The 17,600-nt window shown below is 47.8% G+C and carries 8 protein-coding genes and 1 CRISPR repeat array; of the genes, 2 read left to right on the forward strand and 6 right to left on the reverse strand.

Features of this window, described 5'->3' with window-relative positions; all coding sequences use genetic code 11:
* The coding region (locus BN93_RS07025) for a S8 family peptidase (protein ID WP_044260058.1) at positions 1-1,275 on the forward strand (1,275 nt) is incomplete at its 5' end.
* A gap of 6 nt (positions 1,276-1,281) precedes the next feature.
* Positions 1,282-4,995 carry a leucine-rich repeat domain-containing protein gene (locus BN93_RS07030; RefSeq protein ID WP_019187633.1) on the forward strand — a complete coding sequence of 1,238 codons (3,714 nt, stop codon included), beginning with the start codon at positions 1,282-1,284 and terminating at the stop codon, positions 4,993-4,995.
* Between the two features lie 1,748 nt (positions 4,996-6,743).
* Positions 6,744-7,173: a CRISPR direct-repeat array (repeat unit 36 nt; unit sequence GTTGTATTATATCGTTTCTCTACATCAAACCACAAC).
* Positions 7,174-7,265: 92 nt separating this feature from the next.
* Here BN93_RS07030 and cas2 read toward each other — a convergent pair.
* The 6 genes from cas2 to BN93_RS07050 all read right to left on the reverse strand — a co-directional run bounded on the left by cas2 (position 7,266) and on the right by BN93_RS07050 (position 17,591).
* Complete coding sequence (cas2, locus tag BN93_RS07035) at positions 7,266-7,604, reverse strand: CRISPR-associated endonuclease Cas2 (protein ID WP_044260060.1); 339 nt, start codon at positions 7,602-7,604, stop codon at positions 7,266-7,268.
* 163 nt (positions 7,605-7,767) lie between these two features.
* On the reverse strand, positions 7,768-7,911 hold the full coding sequence (locus tag BN93_RS17490; protein WP_157462743.1) for a hypothetical protein: 144 nt from the start codon (positions 7,909-7,911) through the stop codon (positions 7,768-7,770).
* The gene (gene cas9, locus BN93_RS18565; RefSeq protein WP_232211129.1) at positions 7,904-9,628 is read right to left on the reverse strand and encodes a type II CRISPR RNA-guided endonuclease Cas9; all 1,725 of its coding nucleotides are present in this window, start codon (positions 9,626-9,628) and stop codon (positions 7,904-7,906) included. Before cas9 (BN93_RS18565) ends, BN93_RS17490 begins: the two co-directional genes overlap by 8 nt.
* Positions 9,565-11,598 (reverse strand): type II CRISPR RNA-guided endonuclease Cas9, encoded by a 2,034-nt coding sequence (gene cas9 / locus BN93_RS18570; RefSeq protein WP_232211130.1) that lies wholly within the window; start codon positions 11,596-11,598, stop codon positions 9,565-9,567. Before cas9 (BN93_RS18570) ends, cas9 (BN93_RS18565) begins: the two co-directional genes overlap by 64 nt.
* Before the next feature lie 1,538 nt (positions 11,599-13,136).
* Complete coding sequence (locus tag BN93_RS07045) at positions 13,137-15,977, reverse strand: M16 family metallopeptidase (protein WP_019187636.1); 2,841 nt, start codon at positions 15,975-15,977, stop codon at positions 13,137-13,139.
* Between the two features lie 516 nt (positions 15,978-16,493).
* The gene (locus BN93_RS07050; RefSeq protein ID WP_232211131.1) at positions 16,494-17,591 is read right to left on the reverse strand and encodes a hypothetical protein; all 1,098 of its coding nucleotides are present in this window, start codon (positions 17,589-17,591) and stop codon (positions 16,494-16,496) included.
* Positions 17,592-17,600: the final 9 nt, after the last annotated feature.

Consider the following 17,600-nt stretch of genomic DNA (forward strand, 5'->3'; position numbering starts at 1 on the left):
GGAAAACAACACATAGGAAAGAAAGACTACTACAACTTTCGCAATGGGCAGGTGTACGCTTACAGCTCGGATGCCACCGAGTTTAAGATGCAAGTGGTTGTGTTCAACGAGGAACGCGGCCGTATTGCCACACGCATCACCGTAGAACCCAGTCCCAACGGCAAGCTAACCATGTATTCATCTGGCGGCGAATATGCCGAAGAAGGAGCGATAACCAGCAATTCGGTCTTCAACAAAGCCTTTGAAGGATACGTAATGGTGGGCGGAACAAGAGACCCTGAAACGGGTCGCTACTACGCCATCGCCCGTTTCCTAACCAGCGACAACCAAAAGACCAACGCCGATGGAAAATTCAAACTAGGTATACTTGTAGAAGGGAAGGACGGCAAACGCGTAGACCTGTACGGCGATGCACAGTTTGTTTACTTCGACGACTACGACGGTGCCTACAACAATGCCAATGGAAGTGGAATTTGGACGAAGGGTTCGCGCAACGGCACCATCAACGACATGGCCTGTGCAGCAGGCATGATTACCGTGGGAAGCTATAACGTGCGCGACCACTGGGCAGCTATGGACGGATGGGTCTACGGCTACAACAGGCACGAATATGATGAAGGCAAGGTGACGCGTTTCTCTTCTTTCGGGACGCTTCTCGACGGCCGCAATCTGCCATTAGTTTGCGCACCCGGCGCAGTTGTTATATCTTCGGTTAACACCTACACCGTTGAAGACCCCAAGAACGGCTACGCCCCGGTGAACTTGCAAGCCAAGCACACCGTCAACGGCAAGAGCTATTACTGGCACCAAACCCTGGGCACATCGATGGCAACACCTGTTGTGGCAGGTTCTATCGCACTTTGGCTCGAAGCCGACCCAACGCTTAAAGCCGCAGACGTTGCCGACATCATCCGCAAAACGGCTGTTGTTGACAATGATGTGAAAGAAGGAGACCCCGTACAATGGGGCGCAGGAAAGTTTGATGCCTACGCCGGACTGAAAGAAGTGCTACGCCGCAAGGCCGGCTCAACAGGCATCAACACCGCCGAAGCCGACAACAAAACCATCATCAACCCGGCCGGGCCAAGGCGCTTTAACGTGTTTAGGGCTGGCGAGAAGCAATTGGAAGTGCGCGTTTTCACCATGGCAGGGCTGCTTGCACATACCCAATCGACCGTGGGAGACGAAACAACCATAGACGCCAGCGCATGGAGCAAAGGCGTTTACCTTATCCAAGTGAACGGAAAATCAGCGAAAAAAATTATTATTTACTAACAGCGTATGAATTACAAACAAACCCTACTTGCATCTTTGCTGTTGGCATTGATGGCAGTGGTGGGCCTGCCGGCGTTCGCACAGAACAAAAATCAGCAACCCATCATCACATTCCATACCACCGTGTATGAGGAAAATAAAGGCGAATCGCCCATCGTAACCTTCTCGCTTGGTAGCACACAAGGCAACGAATACGTAGAGATAGACTGCGGAAACGGCTCCGAAGAACTGTCTGTTGGCGTTGCCAAGCTCAAACAAGGCGCAGAAGTGCCCACAGGTACAGACTACTCGGGAACGGTTACCAGGGACGGCATCGTAAAGATTTACGGCGACCCGAACAAGATCGACTTCTTCAACGCTACGGGTTGTAAGATAGACCAAATCACCTTTCACAAGGATTTGAAACTGTCTTACCTGCGATTGGCCTACAACTCCATTAAGCAGATAGACCTTTCCAACCTCAAATCGTTGCAGTTCCTCTACCTGCGCGACAACCCCTTCTCGGCACAAACGCCGCTTAGGCTGGGCAACATGCCCGAACTTTTGGAACTGGAAATTGCACAATGCGCATACGTACAGTCTAAGTTCGAGTTAAAGAACTTCCCCAAGCTGGTTTCTTTCGACGCCTACCACTGCCGCACCATCACAGAGGTAGACACCAAAGGCTGCACCACGCTGCGCCGATTGAGCCTCGACATGACCGACATCAGCACCATCGACGTTTCGCACAACGCCAACCTGAATGTACTGAACGTTAGCGACACGCGAGTAAACAAGCTAGACATCAGCAAAAACTCCAAGCTGAACGAGCTCTACATAGAGCATGCTTCGGGTACGATTAACACCGATGTGAAGTTCGACGACATCGACCTGACCCACTGTCCAGACCTGCGCCACTTCTATTGTGCGGGCAACAACCTGCGTTCGCTTAACCTGAGCAAGGTGCCTAAGCTGGTTACGTTGGGAGCAAACCACAACAAACTCACCTCCATAGACGTGAGCAAATGTCCCGACTTGTACATCTTCAACATACGCAAAAACCTGATGACCTTCGCCTCGCTGCCCAAACCGCAGAACACCTGGCGCGAGTATTACTACGACCAACGCGACCTGGTGCTGGACGACACCTACAAGGTGGGTACCGTGCTCGACTTCTCTAAACAAGTTTTGCGCGAAGGAACTACCACATTGGGCAAACTCTACAAGCTGGATAAAGACACACTGGCCAAACGTACCGAGCTAGATGCTAGCTATTACTACTACGATAACGGAAAGGTAACGCTGCTTAGGCCCGTAGACGGCAAGGTGGTGCTTATCTTCACCAACACCATTTTCAACGAATACCCCCTATTTACCGAACCTTTCACCGTTAAAGACGATAGCGAATTTGGTAAAGACGTAAGGGCAATAGACTTTGCCACCACCGCAACGGCTGGGCAAACCATCAACCTAACCGTGGGAATGAAGGGCGCAACGCCACAGAAACCCGTAAAAGTTAAGGTAGACTTTGGCAACGGACAACTGAAAGAAGTAAACATCACCGCCGAGAAGCCCACTGCCGCCAACATCACCGGTCAGCGAGCAGGCAACGGAAACATCGTGGTGACCGTACCGCAAGACAACTATGTGACGGCACTTGAAGTGAAAGACCTGAACATCACAAGCATAGATGTTACCGAACTAACAGACCTGCGCGTGCTGTCGCTCGTAAATACGGGGCTTACCACCATCGACTTGGGACGCAACAACCAGCTCGAAAAGCTCAACTTGTCGCACAACCAGCTCAAAACCATCTCGCTGAAAGGCAAGTCTAAGTCGCAATACAAGAGTCTGCTCACCAACGTGAACCTCAGTTATAACCAGCTTGAAACAATCACGGTAGACGATTACTTCACCATTACCGACTTAGACCTAAGCCACAACAACTTGGCCAACCTCGACCTGCGCCGTGCCGATGCACTGGTAAGAGGAAACCTCTCGTACAACAAGCTTACAAGAATGATTCTCGACCACAGCGAACAGCTCAAAGAACTAAACGTTTCTAACAACGAGCTTACCTTGCTGGGCATTATCCCCCTAGCACCAGTTGCCAAACTCGACATCAGCAACAACCACTTCACACTGGCCAACATGCCCAACAGATTTGGTCTAGACGAAGCCCACTTTACGTACGCTCCGCAACGCGAAGTGGTGATTGCCACCACATCGCCCGGTATCGACCTCACCGAGCAATACGTAACCATCAACAACAAAACCACCAACTTCGTTTGGAAAACCCAAGGCGGACAACCCTACGTGCTGGGAACCGACTACCTGGACGACAAGGGTTCTACCAGGTTTAAGAACCTAACCAAAGGCAAAGTGTATTGCGAAATATCACACCCGGCCTATCCCGCATTCACGGGTAAGAACATCTTAAAGACCACCTTGGTGCAACCCATCCCCGTACCAACAAACGAACTGGCATCCTTTACCACCACAAACAACAAAGACAGCGTACAGCTGTCACTGCGTGGCAACATCGAGGGCATGTCTGTTTACTTCGATTGGCGCGGCGACGGAGCCATGAGCCAATACGTTTTGAAGGCCGATACCTACACACGCTTTACCGCCCTTACCAACAAAGGCGTGAAGGTGCGCGTGTTGGTGTCGAAACCCGAAGAGAAACTTACCGTGTTCAGCGTTACCAACGCCAAGATGTCTTCGGTAGATATCAGCAAGTTGGCAGACACCCGCTCTATTACATTAGACAACGTTGGCCTCTCCAAGTTCGACTTCGCGCCTAGCACAGCACTTAAACAGCTAGACCTTAGCCGCAACAACATCTCTGACATAGACCTCTCGAAGTATCCCAAGCTCGAATACTTGTCCATGTCCGACAACAAGCTCACCAAGCTCGACCTTACTAAGAACAAAGAGCTGATAGTGGTAAGCCTTAGCCGAAACAACCTGATAGAGGTTAAATTCCGCGGACTTACAGCACTGGAGAGCCTCGACCTAACGGCCAACTCGATGACGTCGCTCGATTGTAAGCCGCTGCTCAACTTGGGCCAGCTCTTCGTCAGCAACAACAAGCTCACGTCTATCAATGTGCGTAACAACGCCCACTTGCGTGCGCTCAACCTTGTTGGCAACAACCTCCGTTTCTCTTCATTGCCTCCCACAACGGGCACTTACCGCACATCGTATGCCTATCAAAGGCAAAACCCCGTTGACGTTAGTGCCAACGGCAACAAGGTAGACCTCAGTTCAGAGGCTGTTATCGACGGAACACCCACCGTGTACCGCTGGTTTACCGGTAATGTGAACGTAGATAAGAACGGTAACCTGCAAGGCGAGGAGTTTGATGTAGATGCCGAATACACCGTAACCAACGGCGTTACCACACTGAAACTCACCAAACGCTACGAAGACTTGGTTTGCGTAATGACCAATGCCAAGTTCCCCAAACTGTTGCTGCACACCAAGCACATCCGCTTCATACCCGACGCAACGGGCATCGAGGGTGTAAATGCCGACAACACCGACACCTTTATCAAGGTTGTTGAGGGCGGTATCGTGGTAGAAGCCGCAACAGGAAGCACCGTTAACGTGTATGGTATAAATGGCGGTTTGGTACAGAAGGCTAAGATGAACGGCACAAGCCAAAGCATCTCTCTACCCAAAGGCGCATACGTTGTTACCGTAAACAATAAGGTTGCCAAGGTAATGGTGAAATAAACCTCACACATTTGCCTAGTGGCAGAAATCCCAAAAGGGGATGGCAGATTGGTTTCTGCCATCCCCTTTTCGTTATTGCGCAGCCCCCAATTGCCTTATCCCAATCGGCCGTTAGAGCCTGCTCAGCCCTTGTGTATTGTGGAGCATCTTTCCTATATTATTCTTGAAGGCGTAGCGTGTTACGTCAAAAGGACAAGGCAGGCAAGATGCCGACAAGCAAAGGAAAGATGAACAGGCAGCGATGCAAACAACCTAAAACAATTGATAAGCCGTATAACTACCCGTCGGGGGTATTTTAGAACATGATGAGAAAGAAGCTTCAGCTGTCAACTCTAGTTGATGAGTTGATGAGTCGATGAGTATGGAAGATGATAAGAAAGATGCTGCGGCTGTCAACTCGAATTGACGAGTTAATGAGTTGATGAGTATAGAACATGATGAAAAGAATACTTCGGCAATCAACTCGAGTTGATGAATTGATGAATTGATGAGTATAGAACACGATGAAAAGATGCCTCGGCTATCAACTCTAGTTGATGAGTTGATGAATTGATGGGCACAGAACATGATGAGAAAGATGATTCGGCAATCAACTTATTCGCTCCTTAGCTTTTCAACCCGCCAGCTTGTCAACTCGTCAGCCACTCTTTTTTGTCCGCTTTTCAGCAAGAAATTTAACACTAAGAGTGCCCTTTTTATCCACCAACCACTAACCTTGCCGCAAAAAATCGATTCTCGCGAGGGTTTGTTTTGATGCAAAAAGGGGCTAGGATGTGAATGCGGCAAAATGAATATTTATTTCAAGAAAACCTCATTTGCACCAGATTTTGGGCTATTTGTAGCAAAATGCACTGCGTTTTGATGCAAAATAGACTGCATTTTGGTGCTAAACGCACTGCGTTTTGGTGCTAAATGCACTGCGTTTTGGTGCTAAATGCAAGGTAAAATGCTGCTAAATGCACCGTGATTTGCCCCTAAATACAAGGCTAAATGTATAAATATGCTGTGGATGTAGGTGCAAAAACCTTTCTGCCCGATTGAAAACGTGTGCAGAAAAGGCGCTAAATGGCAGTAAATAGAGTATATTTTAGGGATAAAAGGCCGTTTTCTGGGAGTGAAAACGGCGGGCTGTCAACCAATCTAGAAAGGCAAAATGGTGCAAAATGCAGGCATTTTGCTTAAAAACAGACAAAACAAAAACCGTGAAAGGCTAAAAAATGTGGCTTTTTACCTACTTTATTGCCAACATTTTCGCTAGAACGGAGCGAGAATTAGAACGATATTGTAAAATTAAAACAACAAATTAAGTTTTGTGAGGTTGGGAGTTGATGAACTGATGAACCGATGAGCTGATGCGGTTGTGAGGCCGTGAGTTTGTGAGTTTGCAAGGTGATTGGTTGATGAGCTGATTGGTTGATGAGCTTGTGAGGTCGTGCGTTTGTAAGTTGATTAGTTTGTGAGTTGAGCAGTTTGTGAGTTAAATGGTTTGTGAGTTAAATGGTTGATGAGTTGAATAGTTGATGAGTTCTTGCGATTGCAATTTGATGAGTTCATGTCCTTGCCAGTTGCTGGGTCTTCGCGAGTTCATAAGCCAACAAGTTGATTTGCGCTCCACTTCATACATGAGAGGGGTGTTTATCTTGTGTTGGAACACAAAGGCAACAAGCCCCTCCCTATTTATAGAAACATTAAATGTCTAGCCGGTTTCTACGTCAAACCACAACACATTAATTTATTCTCCACAACCTGTTGTATTATATCGTTTCTCTACATCAAACCACTACAGAATTATTAACCTTGCTGGCAAATCGTGCGTTGTATTATATCGTTTCTCTACATCAAACCACAACCTGGCATATCGACAATAAGCACCGAATTTAGTTGTATTATATCGTTTCTCTACATCAAACCACAACAGCCACCACTGCCCGACTTTCACGTCAAAGGTTGTATTATATCGTTTCTCTACATCAAACCACAACGCTTGGTATTGCTACTATCGCTCCAATCTGTTGTATTATATCGTTTCTCTACATCAAACCACAACCCTCGGAGGTGTATTGCTTTTGCGCATCCGTTGTATTATATCGTTTCTCTACATCAAACCACAACTCATTGCTCCACCCTGCTGCATCATTGACGGTTGTATTATATCGTTTCTCTACATCAAACCACAACATATACCACTTACATCCTTGGTAATCAATTACTTGATTCTCCTACTGGGTAATATGAAGTTGCTTGATGAGGCTTATCATGACACAAAGTTACTAAAAAAACTCCAACTGAATGGGCTTTGCCTGTTGTTTTGCCGCAACTTCGCCCCACACATTAACAATATTGGAGTATTGCTTATCGGTTACAGCGAGGATGCTAATCATGCCCTTGTTGGGAGCAAGCGATTTGACTCGCTTGATGTGTACATTCATGCTCTCGTACGAGCCACAATGGCGTACATATACGCTAAATTGGTACATCGTGAAACCATCGCGTTCAAGGTCTTTCCTAAAACGAACGGATTCTTTGCGTTCCAATTTAGTATTCGTAGGAAGGTCGAACATCAGAAAAAGCCACATGATATGATAACGATTAAGGCGGGCGTATGTCATTCGAGTATCGGTAATTGCATTTTATTGGTTTCTTTTGAGAAACATTTTTCCAGAGAGGCGGTGGTCATGGTTAGGCCAATGCTGAGCGGCCGAACCACTTTTGAGAACGACACATCACAAAACAGCACACTGATTAAACTACCTTTCGTTGTTTTATCAAGGCTTAGCTTGTCACCAACACAACTCCAAGTTCTTCAATGGGAACAGTCCGACAAGCATCGGGCTGTTCCTTTAAAGTTATCACCAGTTGTGCATTCTTCAACGACAGAGTTGCGGGCGAAGTAAAAACGAGACTTCTTTTAAGCATGGTGTTCTTTCTTCTTTATCTCGCCAAGGATGTTAAACTCAAAGTCGATGCCTTCAACAAGTGCCTTAAACTGATTATGAGAAAGAACTATACCTTGGTGTGGAGCCTCATTATTCTTGTACCCCCCGCTTTCCATCTTCACGTCATCTTTCTTCTGAGCATTTTGATGAAACCTCAACTCAATATTGCCATAGAGGTAGGTCTTCCCCTTCTTTACATCCTTTTTAGTATTAATTCCCACAACTTTATACAGACGTCTCACTAAGTCTTGCGGGTTATCAAACAAAATTTCTTCGGGGGAATCCTCATAAAAAAGTACTTGCGTACCTCGTTGCAATACTGCCAACAAAGGGAAATTTCGTTCAGCACTCCGTTCCGGCACAAGTTGAGCTGCTTTACCTTTGTTGCTCCTCTTTAAATAAGCGGCAGCATCCAAGTTGTTGACAACACAAAAGTCGCGTTCTTTCTTTCCCTTCAATTCTCCCTCATAGATGGCCAATAGATAATTATTTTCGTTTTCTACACAGAAGAATTGTTTGTATTCCTTTGTCGATAGGTCACGCTGTTGACGAATCTTTAAGCGTTCCTGAGCTTTCACGTAACACCTCACTTTATTTATCCTTATGCCCTTTTCCTTATTCATAAAGATGGGTTCGGCAATGGCTGCCTTAAAGTTCTTACCGGCAATAGCCTCCTTTATCTTTTCCTTAACAGCTTGGTCAACGATTTTTTCAAGCTCCGATTCTTTCTCGAACTTGTCTATTGGCTTTCGTAACACATGGTAAAGGATGCCATCTTTCTCAATAACACCATAGTAAGTATCCCTATGTAGTGAACCTCTGGCGGCATCGCCTTGGGCAACATATTTACCCTTAGCTGTACGCACACGCCTTTTAGCCTGCTTAGGCATGTTGTCTTTTGTGAGATGTTTCACCAAGAGCGATTGCTCTATGGCCAATACGTCTTCGGTAAAAGTAGTCCAAGGCTTTTTGAAATGGGGCTTGTTGGCTGAACCATACCAGCGCGACACTTCTTCGTCGTGATAGTATTGAGCCATCTTTTCGTATTCGGCCTCACCGATGCAGGCTATGGTTATGGCATCGATGCAATGGTGGCAATGGTTAAGTCGCGATTTCTTTTCGTACTCGCCTTGTAGCCCCCACATACGCCTGAACTCGGCTGTGAGTACGCCCTTCACCATATACACATTGCTCTTGTTGGGATTACCTGCACTATGGAAAAGCGACTTTAAAAACAAACCCGCATACTTTGAAATCAAACCAATGCCCGCACCTTGACGGCGACTAAACCCTTCGGGTACCTCGGTCATCGTAAACCGTTCGTACTTGCCTTGCCAATAGGATAGCTCCATTTTCAAGCGATGGCGTTTTTGTATCAGCTTGTCTTTAATTTTTTTCTCCATGCCACCATACGTGCGTATCTTGTCTAGTTTTTTTCGCAGGTCTTCGCACTTGCTTTTCCAGGGAGCAATTCTTTTCAATATGTCTGCATGGTTAGTCAGTTGGGAGGGTAGGCGTGCACCCTTCACCTGCCTATTAAAAGTGGCATCGCAGAGCGTTAGGTTCATTTGCGTGCTGTCGCCACCAACACTTCGGGGGATGGTATGCTCGATGTCGAACTTCTGATTGTCACCTAGAAATCGCAGATGCCAATCTCGCCGTTTGTGTATAGGCACCTGTGGTTTTGTTCTTCCCACAGTTGATATTTAAGAATGTCAGTTTCTGTGGGTTCTATCTCTTTGTGGCATTTGTCTTTATATAGTTCAATAATACGTTTGCGATAATCCGCACGCTTGCGTTCGATATCCTTTTGATTATCGGCTATGGCCTTACGTTTGTTGGCATCGTTCAGTTCGCGAGCATATTCCACGTGCACCTCCGTGTCGCGGTCTATTACGCCATCGCGCAAAAGCTGGTTAACCACGCTGCGCAATATGTGCAACGAGCGCATGGCCATAGGGTTGCGAATGGCGTTGGTGCGAGGGCTACCCAACTGAAACACGCCCATCTTGTTAAGCTTTGCATCGGGATAGGGCTCTATCATCGAGGGATGATAAAGCGCATCGGCAGCACCAGGGCGCAGGTCGACCACGTCTTGTAAGTAACTTTTAATGCAGAAGTCTATCGTACCCTCAACGCCGCGGTCTTTGGGGTTATAGTTCTCGATAATCTCCAGCAGCCCCGAAAGTATCTGCTCGCGTTTATCGGCATCATCCCAAACGACCGCAGTAACTATATCGGGTATCTTGGCTAAGAGTACGGCGTGGGCGTAGATGAAGCCTTGGCGCAAGAAAGGCAGGATGTTGCGAATGGCTTTAAGACTTAACGCGGCAAAGCCATGCAGCAGCTTTGCATTGGCAAACTTCGTGGCACAGGCTTCATCGAGTTGCAACTTCTCGGTGACGAAAGCCTTTAACTTGTCTTTCGACGAGAATGAATAAAGCACATTCCATACATCATCCGCCATTTCGTCGATGGTCTTTGTGCCGTTCTTCTTTCCAACAGCCGTGTATGTCTCGGCAATGCCTGCCTTCCAATCGCTGCCGAAGATGTCTATCAGCTGTGCTGTTACGGGACATCCCGACACGCCTTGGTGCATGCGGTAGTTAAACTTGTATGGCTTTTCGTCTGCATCCTTATACCAGGCGTAGTTGTTTTTGCCTGCCAAAGCCTTTGCAATGTCCTCGAAATCGAAGTTGGGCTTAGACTTTCTGAAAAACAACGGCCACACCTTTTCGCGTTCTTCCGCGTTTAGCGGTCGTAATGAAACGTCTTTAGGGGTTTTTATCTTAATGTTATTGAGAATGCAGAGCATCCTGAACGCTTCGTAATCGGGGTGCGATTCGGCACAGCAGGGTTTCTTAGGTTCGAATGTACATTTGCCTACACCCTTGCGTTGCGACTTTAACGGGCGTTGGAAATACAAAGCCCTTTGCAGCTTTTCAACCCATTGGGCATCCAGTTCTTGTTTTTCGCAGATGGCCAAGAACTCCTTTATATAATGTTCTTCCCTGTCGGTATATCGGCTCCTTAGCCTGACGGTGTTGCCATGTTGTTTGTAGAGTTGATAGAAATACTCGCCTAGAAACGTGCAACCAGCCTTTTCCATCTCTACAGAAAGCTGGGCTATACCCGATTTGACCTTGCCCGACTCGGCGGAATCGGCCGTGGTGTCGAGCCTGTTGCTAAGAAATCCACGACGTTGCGCCAAATGATAAAATGCCCGGCCCAGAAGAAAACGCTGACTTTGATCGGTAAGATCGAGCTTTTGCGTTAGGCAACGGTAGCGGCAATAGTAGGGGTTGTTCTCTTCGGCACTACCCGAACGCTGCCAAAGCATAAAGTCATCAGTTAGCGGATATGTTTTCTTGGCTTTCCATTGGCTAAGCTGTTGGTCGGAAAGATAAGGGCATAGGTCGAGACTTACCAACACTCTCAGCGTATCAATCTTACGCAGACGCCGCCTGGCATACTGCACGCGCAAAGACTTGTATTTGGATTTTACGGCCGCTTTTGAGGATACCGGTTGCCCATCTACGTTTACGCCTTCGGTGAAGATAACATCGCCACGTCTTACCAACGTGTAATCTCCCTTAGCATCTCTGTCTACCACAGCCCAAGCAAGGCTGTTTGTACCCGTATCAAGGCCCAATATTCGTGTAATCATAATCGTTAGTTATGGTGTTGTTTGTTTCTTGTTATTTACTATCCCATTAGGATTTAGGTGTAAAATTACATTAATTATTTGGTAGGGCAAAATGTTTTTGTTAATTTTGCAGCAATAAGATATATTCTACATCTTATCACAATAAGGCTATATGCCGAAGGGCTTAGTCCCTATTGCCCCTCTTCGGAGGGGCTTATTTGTTTTAGGAGGTGACGGAAAGGTGGGAAAGGTGAAAAGGTGAAAAGGTGAAAAGGTGAAAAAATGGCTAACGCCCACCAACTCATTAACTTGTAAACTTGTTAACTCGTAAACTTGTTAACTAGAAAGGGTGAAAAAATGGCTTCGCCCTTTAAAGGTGGAAAGAAGGGAAAGGTGAAAAAGTGAAAAAGTGAAAAGGTGAAAAGATGGGAAAGGTGAAAAAATGGCTTCGCCCTTTAAAGGTGAAAAGATGGAAGGGTGGAAAGATGGAAGATTGAAAGGGTGCTGGACAATGAACAGTTAGGGCTTAACACAAATGGGGCATTAACATATTCGCTCTCATTTTCCCCAAAAGGGAAACACTGAATATACGCAAATTGTTAGCTCGCCGCTTGCATTCGCGGCACCAAAGGAAGATTATCGTAACACCTTGTTTTTACAACCTTTATGGCCAAACAGAATTGCTTTTGGAAAATTGTTGTTAGCAACTAGCAAGATGCGCATAGCATGGTTTCAGCATACCCTTAGCGGGGCAAAGGAACGCTTTGGTCTGCTTACGGTGTATCTATGGCTTTCCTAATCCTATTCTTTTTGACTATAATGGCCGATTGGGGTATAACTATAACAAACCCAAATAAAAAGTCCCTATGCCAGGAAGACCATTGAACGGGCGATTGCCAACCCTTAACTTAGACAATCGTTGCATTCAACGCCCTTTACCCAACATAGGGATAAATTAGCTAACGCCCATTTGTGCTTTGCGTATAATCGAGATATTGGCTGCCCTCCCGTGTTTGTTGCATGGCAGATGCTGTAAGGAAGAGCTAAAAAAGAATTAATGGAGCAAAGAAGTGTAAGAGAATTCTGCCCAAAAAGGGACATGAAGACCAACTATTTCTCCGCAACTTCTCTGATAAACCTATTCGTCTACGAACCAGTTTGTTTCTCCATTAATTCATCAAACCATTAAAATCACAAACATTTTATCATCACTCTATGATTTCTTGGCGTTTATCCGCACTTAAAGATGAATGGGGTTACGAGGTGAAGAGTTAACGAGTTGACAAGCATTTAGTTTAGCTTGCTAGTGGGGCTAGCCTATCTAGTTGTACTAGGCATTCTAGTTATTCTAGGCATTCTAGTTATACTAGGAGTTCTAGTTATACTAGGAGTTCTAGTTATTCTAGGCATGCTAGCTTTTTAGACCTGCCAGCTTTCCAGTTAAACTAGCCCCAACTATACTCGTTCATCGGTGGGCGAAACCATTTTTTCACCTTTTCACCCTTTCACCTTTAAACACCCTTTCACCTTTAAACACCCTTTCACCTTTAAACGTCTTTCTACTCTTGCGGCAGCATTTCAACGGTGATGCGGTTGCCGCTTTGCAAGATTTGTTTCATCAGCGCACACAGTTTTTCGGGTGTTTGTTGCTTAATCATGTCGCGATAACGGGTGTGCATGTTGATGCCGTGGCGGCGATACATGTTGATAACGCCACTCCAATAAGCGTTGGTTTTCTCGGCACTAGCCACATTTTTAAGCATATACTCTTTCACCTTGTCGAGCATGGCAGCATCGCAAGTGCGCGTCATGTTCTCTGCCTCGCGATAGATGATGGCCATAGCCGTGTCGCGTTTCTCTGGTTTCACAGGACAAGTAACCAATACGGAGTAGTCGTGGTAGTCGCCCTCGATGGTTGCTCCACCTTCTGCCGACACCGAATAGGCTGCCGATGCGTCTTCGCGGATTGTCTTGATGTAAACCATAGAGAGAATTTGACCAATCATGTTCATACGTACGGCATTCTCCACTGAATAAGGTACGTCGGTGGTGTGCCACATAACGCAAGCCATTGCTTTGGGTGTTTCCATCTTACGGCGGAACACATTCTCAATCTTTCCTTTGACAAACGAACTGGTGAGATGACCCTTAACCACCTTTCCCTTAGTGGGCAGCGAGCCGAGATAACGACAGATAAGCTTGCGGAGCTGGGGTTCGTCGAAGTCGCCGATGAAACTGAACGTCCATGCGGCGGCATTGTTCGTGCGTTCGCGCGCTATTTGCAGTATGCGGTCGTAGTTGATGTCGGGCAGGTCGGCTTCCAACACGGGGCGAAGACGTGGGTTATGGCCGTAGACCGTGGCCACGAGCGAGTCGTTGAAGGCAATGTCGTGGTTGAGGGCGCGGTTTTTAAGTGCCGTGCGCCACGAGTCCATCAGGGTGGCAAACGCTTGTTCGTCTTTGGTGATGCCACCCGACAGATACAGGTGGGCCAGCTGCAACATCGTTTCGACATCGCGCTTAGACGAACCACCCGACATGCCCATATACTTATCGCCAATGGAAAGACCTGCGCTGGCAATCTTGCCAGCAAGTATTTTGGGTAGCTCCATACTGCGGAATCCACCTAAGCCACTAATGGACACGATGTCGTTGAATACGGCCAAGTTGGTGTAGTCTTTCGGACCATAAAGCGACTTGCCACCATGTCCGCTTGCGGCAAAGTTCACTTGGTCTTTCTTAAAGTCGGTTTTCTTCAATATAACGGTCACGCCGTTGGCCAGTTTCAACTCGGTGTAACCCAGTTCGGCATTCTTTTTCTCCTTGACAATCTTGCCAGGACGAGGCAACTTGGTCATCAATGGCACTTCTTTCACCGTATCAACGTAGGGTTCTACCTTGGTTTGGCGTGCGGCGTGCACGGCTTGCAACAAGGATTCGGGCGTAGGATATACGTTGCCTTCCTTCTCGTTGTTGAAGTTGATGATAACCATATTACGATCGGTTTCGGGCAACAGCTGCGGCAGAATGGCGTTGATGTCGGTTAACGGGATGTTGGGCACCAGCTGTTTCATTATCTCGTAATAGTCTTCGAAGGCGGGGATGGGCTCTTGCGAGAGGAAATGACCTTTGTAATCGTCGGCAAACGAGGCGTTGCCACGCTTGTCGCGACCATTGTACGCCTTTTCCAATGCACTGAGCAAGTTGGCCTTGGCGCGATCGTACTCGCTTTGGGTGAAACCAAACTTGGCAGCGCGAAGGGCCTCAACCAGTGCGGCTTGCAGTGCGGCGGCAGTACCAGCCATGTCGCGCGGCGTTGCACTGATGGTGAAAGCTCCCTTTGTTTTGGCGAAGATGAAGTTGCCATCGGCAGCCGATGCACCCAAATAAGGACAGTTGGTAGAGTTTTGTGCGGCCTCGGCATAGCGGTCGTTGAGCATGCCTAGGGCCATGTTCTTGGCATAGTTGGCCAAGAGATAGTCTACGTTGCGCTTGAGCGAGTCGGGCCAGGCCTCGTGTTTGAACGATACTTCTACCGAGCTGTTGGCCTGTTCCCTATCCTTATCCACAACGACGATGGGTTCTTCGTTGTCGGGTACGGGCACATCCACCACTTTCGCTTGGTTGTCGGGGTTCTTCAAGGGGCCGAAAAGCTTTTTAATCATGGCCTCGGTGTGGGCTACGTCGATGTCGCCCACCACAATAATGCCCTGATTTGATGGATGATACCACTTTTCGTAGTAGTCGCGTAGCTCTTTGGGCTTGAAGTTGTCCACCACACTCATCAGTCCGATGGGGAAACGTGCGCCGTACTTCGTTCCAGAATAGAGTTTAGGCAGGTTGCGTTCTAGCATACGCGATGTGGCACCGGTGCGTTCGCGCCACTCTTCGTGTATCACTCCGCGCTCTTTGTCAATCTCAGTTGGGTCGAGTGTGAGCGCATTTGCCCAGTCGCTGAGTATCAGCAAGCACGAGTCGAGTGCCGTCTGGCGCGTGGTAGGCACGTTGGATATGTTGTAAACGGTTTGGTCGATGGAGGTGTAGGCATTGAGGTCGCCGCCAAACTTCACGCCAAGCGTTTCCAAGTAACGGATAAGTTCGTTGCCTGGGAAATGCTTTGTTCCGTTAAAGCACATGTGTTCTAGGAAGTGGGCCAGTCCACGTTGGCTCTCTTCTTCTTGTATCGAGCCCACCTTCTGTGCGATATAGAAGTCGGCACGATGCTCCGGCCAGTTGTTATGGCGTATGTAATAGGTCAGTCCGTTGGGCAGTTTGCCTATCCTTACGGCAGTGTCCACGGGGATGGGTGGGGCCTGGTTAACGCCTTGTCCACGCAAGTTGATGGGGACAAGCAGGGCTAAGAGTGCCCAGCCCCGCAGGATTGTTCTTAGGTTACTCATTCTTGTTTCAATAAATCGGTTACTTGTTAGCGATGTTAAGTCATCAGTTTACCCTCGACAAACGTAGCACGGCAGGCCCGTCCCAGCTGCATCTCGTTCGGCATCCGCAAGGTTATGGGGGCGAAAGTGTTAGGAAATACCCCTAGGTTATGTATAGTTTGGATAGCGCGAGATGCCGAGATGGAGGAGAAATGCGCCGAGGGCGGTTCGTCCTACCTGCTATTTAGTTTGGGTTTAAGGCATGTTCTGGATATGCTCTGTTATCGAATAGGGCTGCCGTTATTTACAAAGGCTGGCTCCTGAAATAAACTTTATTGGCTTTTTAGAACTGGCTTTAAGCTACCCCGAAATGCCACCTTGCGATTGTTCGTTGCCGCCCATTTATTCCATACCTTGCCTAGGCGGGCACCATTTGCTCATGGCTAGGGGTACACGATTGCCATGAACCACCTAGCAATGAGCAAAGTATGCCAGCTAAAATCAAGGTTCCATCAAGAGCGGTTTATAGATTTCGCGTTATTCTTTTGCGGCAGGCGTAGTGAACTTCACCTTTTTAAGTTCGCCCCACTTGCCGTCTACGTTCTTAGCCATCGAGCAAGCGTAGTAGGTGGTGAGCGGTGTAGCGTTCCATCTTGCCCTGTCCACGCGGTATTGGTTCCAGTAAATGTCTTTGGGATGGTCGGTTTGCAGCATCTTGATAACACCGATGTTGCCCATGTCGGGTTTGTTAAAGGCCTCTTCGGTGATGATGATGTCGCGATGCAACGATGCTTGGTCGTTGGGCGAATACACTACATCTTGATAGTAGCCGCCTTTCTTACTTCCGCCAAACTCGCCAATCTTTATGTCGACTGTGGCTTCGCCGGGGCCGCCAAGCTTTTTTGTGGTAACGGGAACCTTGGTTATTTCTTGGAAAACGCCATTCTTATCCCATGGCAACACGCAGATTTCGTAATTGGCATCGGGCACCATCTCGCGCCAAGTGTGTTGTTTTTCGGTGGTGTAGTCTTTGCCGCTGAACTGCTTAATCATGTCGTAAGCGTTAGAGAAACCCATCATGGGGCCGTGTTCTTTCACGGTTTGTTCGATGGTTCCACCCTCAAACTGGCATAAGGCGTAGCCAGCCACGTCGGTGTTGGGCGTAAACTTCACCGTAACGCTGTCGGGTCCGATGTTCATTACCTGTGCCAGCACCTGCGCCGAGGCGAAACCTTGTCTGCGAGGAGCGGTAAACTGCGTGCGAGACACCTTGCCGGGCTTGCCGTCCTTGCCATAGCCAAGGGCGATGAGGGTGTATTCTTTCTCCGGAACAACCACCAATCCGTAGTCTACCAGTTTCTTATCTTTGACGTTGTCGGTGTATCGGGGTTTCTTCTGACCCGTGAAATATCCGTCAACAACCTCGTCTTTGATGATGCCGGCAATGTCTGATGTGAACAGCGCGAGACAATACGCTTGGCATTCGGCCGACTTTTTGAGCGTAACAGTTGGCGCGCCATCCTTGTTGGCCACGCTAACGTTTAGACTTACCTTATCTACACTTTGCGCTTGCACGGCAAACGCGCCAGCCAACAGCATCATCAGTGCGCCGGCACTTCTCTTTAAAACCATCATGTTCTGCAT

Source organism: Prevotella conceptionensis 9403948, from assembly GCF_000312305.1.
In the GTDB taxonomy this organism is placed as follows: Bacteria; Bacteroidota; Bacteroidia; order Bacteroidales; family Bacteroidaceae; genus Prevotella; species Prevotella conceptionensis.

What these genes read in the sequence shown, in the direction of transcription:
- BN93_RS07030 (WP_019187633.1), top strand. Translation starts at nt 1,282, where the DNA reads ATGAATTACAAACAAACCCTACTTGCATCTTTGCTGTTGGCATTGATG.
- cas2 (WP_044260060.1), bottom strand. Translation starts at nt 7,604, where the DNA reads ATGACATACGCCCGCCTTAATCGTTATCATATCATGTGGCTTTTTCTG.
- BN93_RS17490 (WP_157462743.1), bottom strand. Translation starts at nt 7,911, where the DNA reads ATGCTTAAAAGAAGTCTCGTTTTTACTTCGCCCGCAACTCTGTCGTTG.
- cas9 (WP_232211130.1), bottom strand. Translation starts at nt 11,598, where the DNA reads ATGATTACACGAATATTGGGCCTTGATACGGGTACAAACAGCCTTGCT.
- BN93_RS07045 (WP_019187636.1), bottom strand. Translation starts at nt 15,977, where the DNA reads ATGAGTAACCTAAGAACAATCCTGCGGGGCTGGGCACTCTTAGCCCTG.
- BN93_RS07050 (WP_232211131.1), bottom strand. Translation starts at nt 17,591, where the DNA reads ATGATGGTTTTAAAGAGAAGTGCCGGCGCACTGATGATGCTGTTGGCT.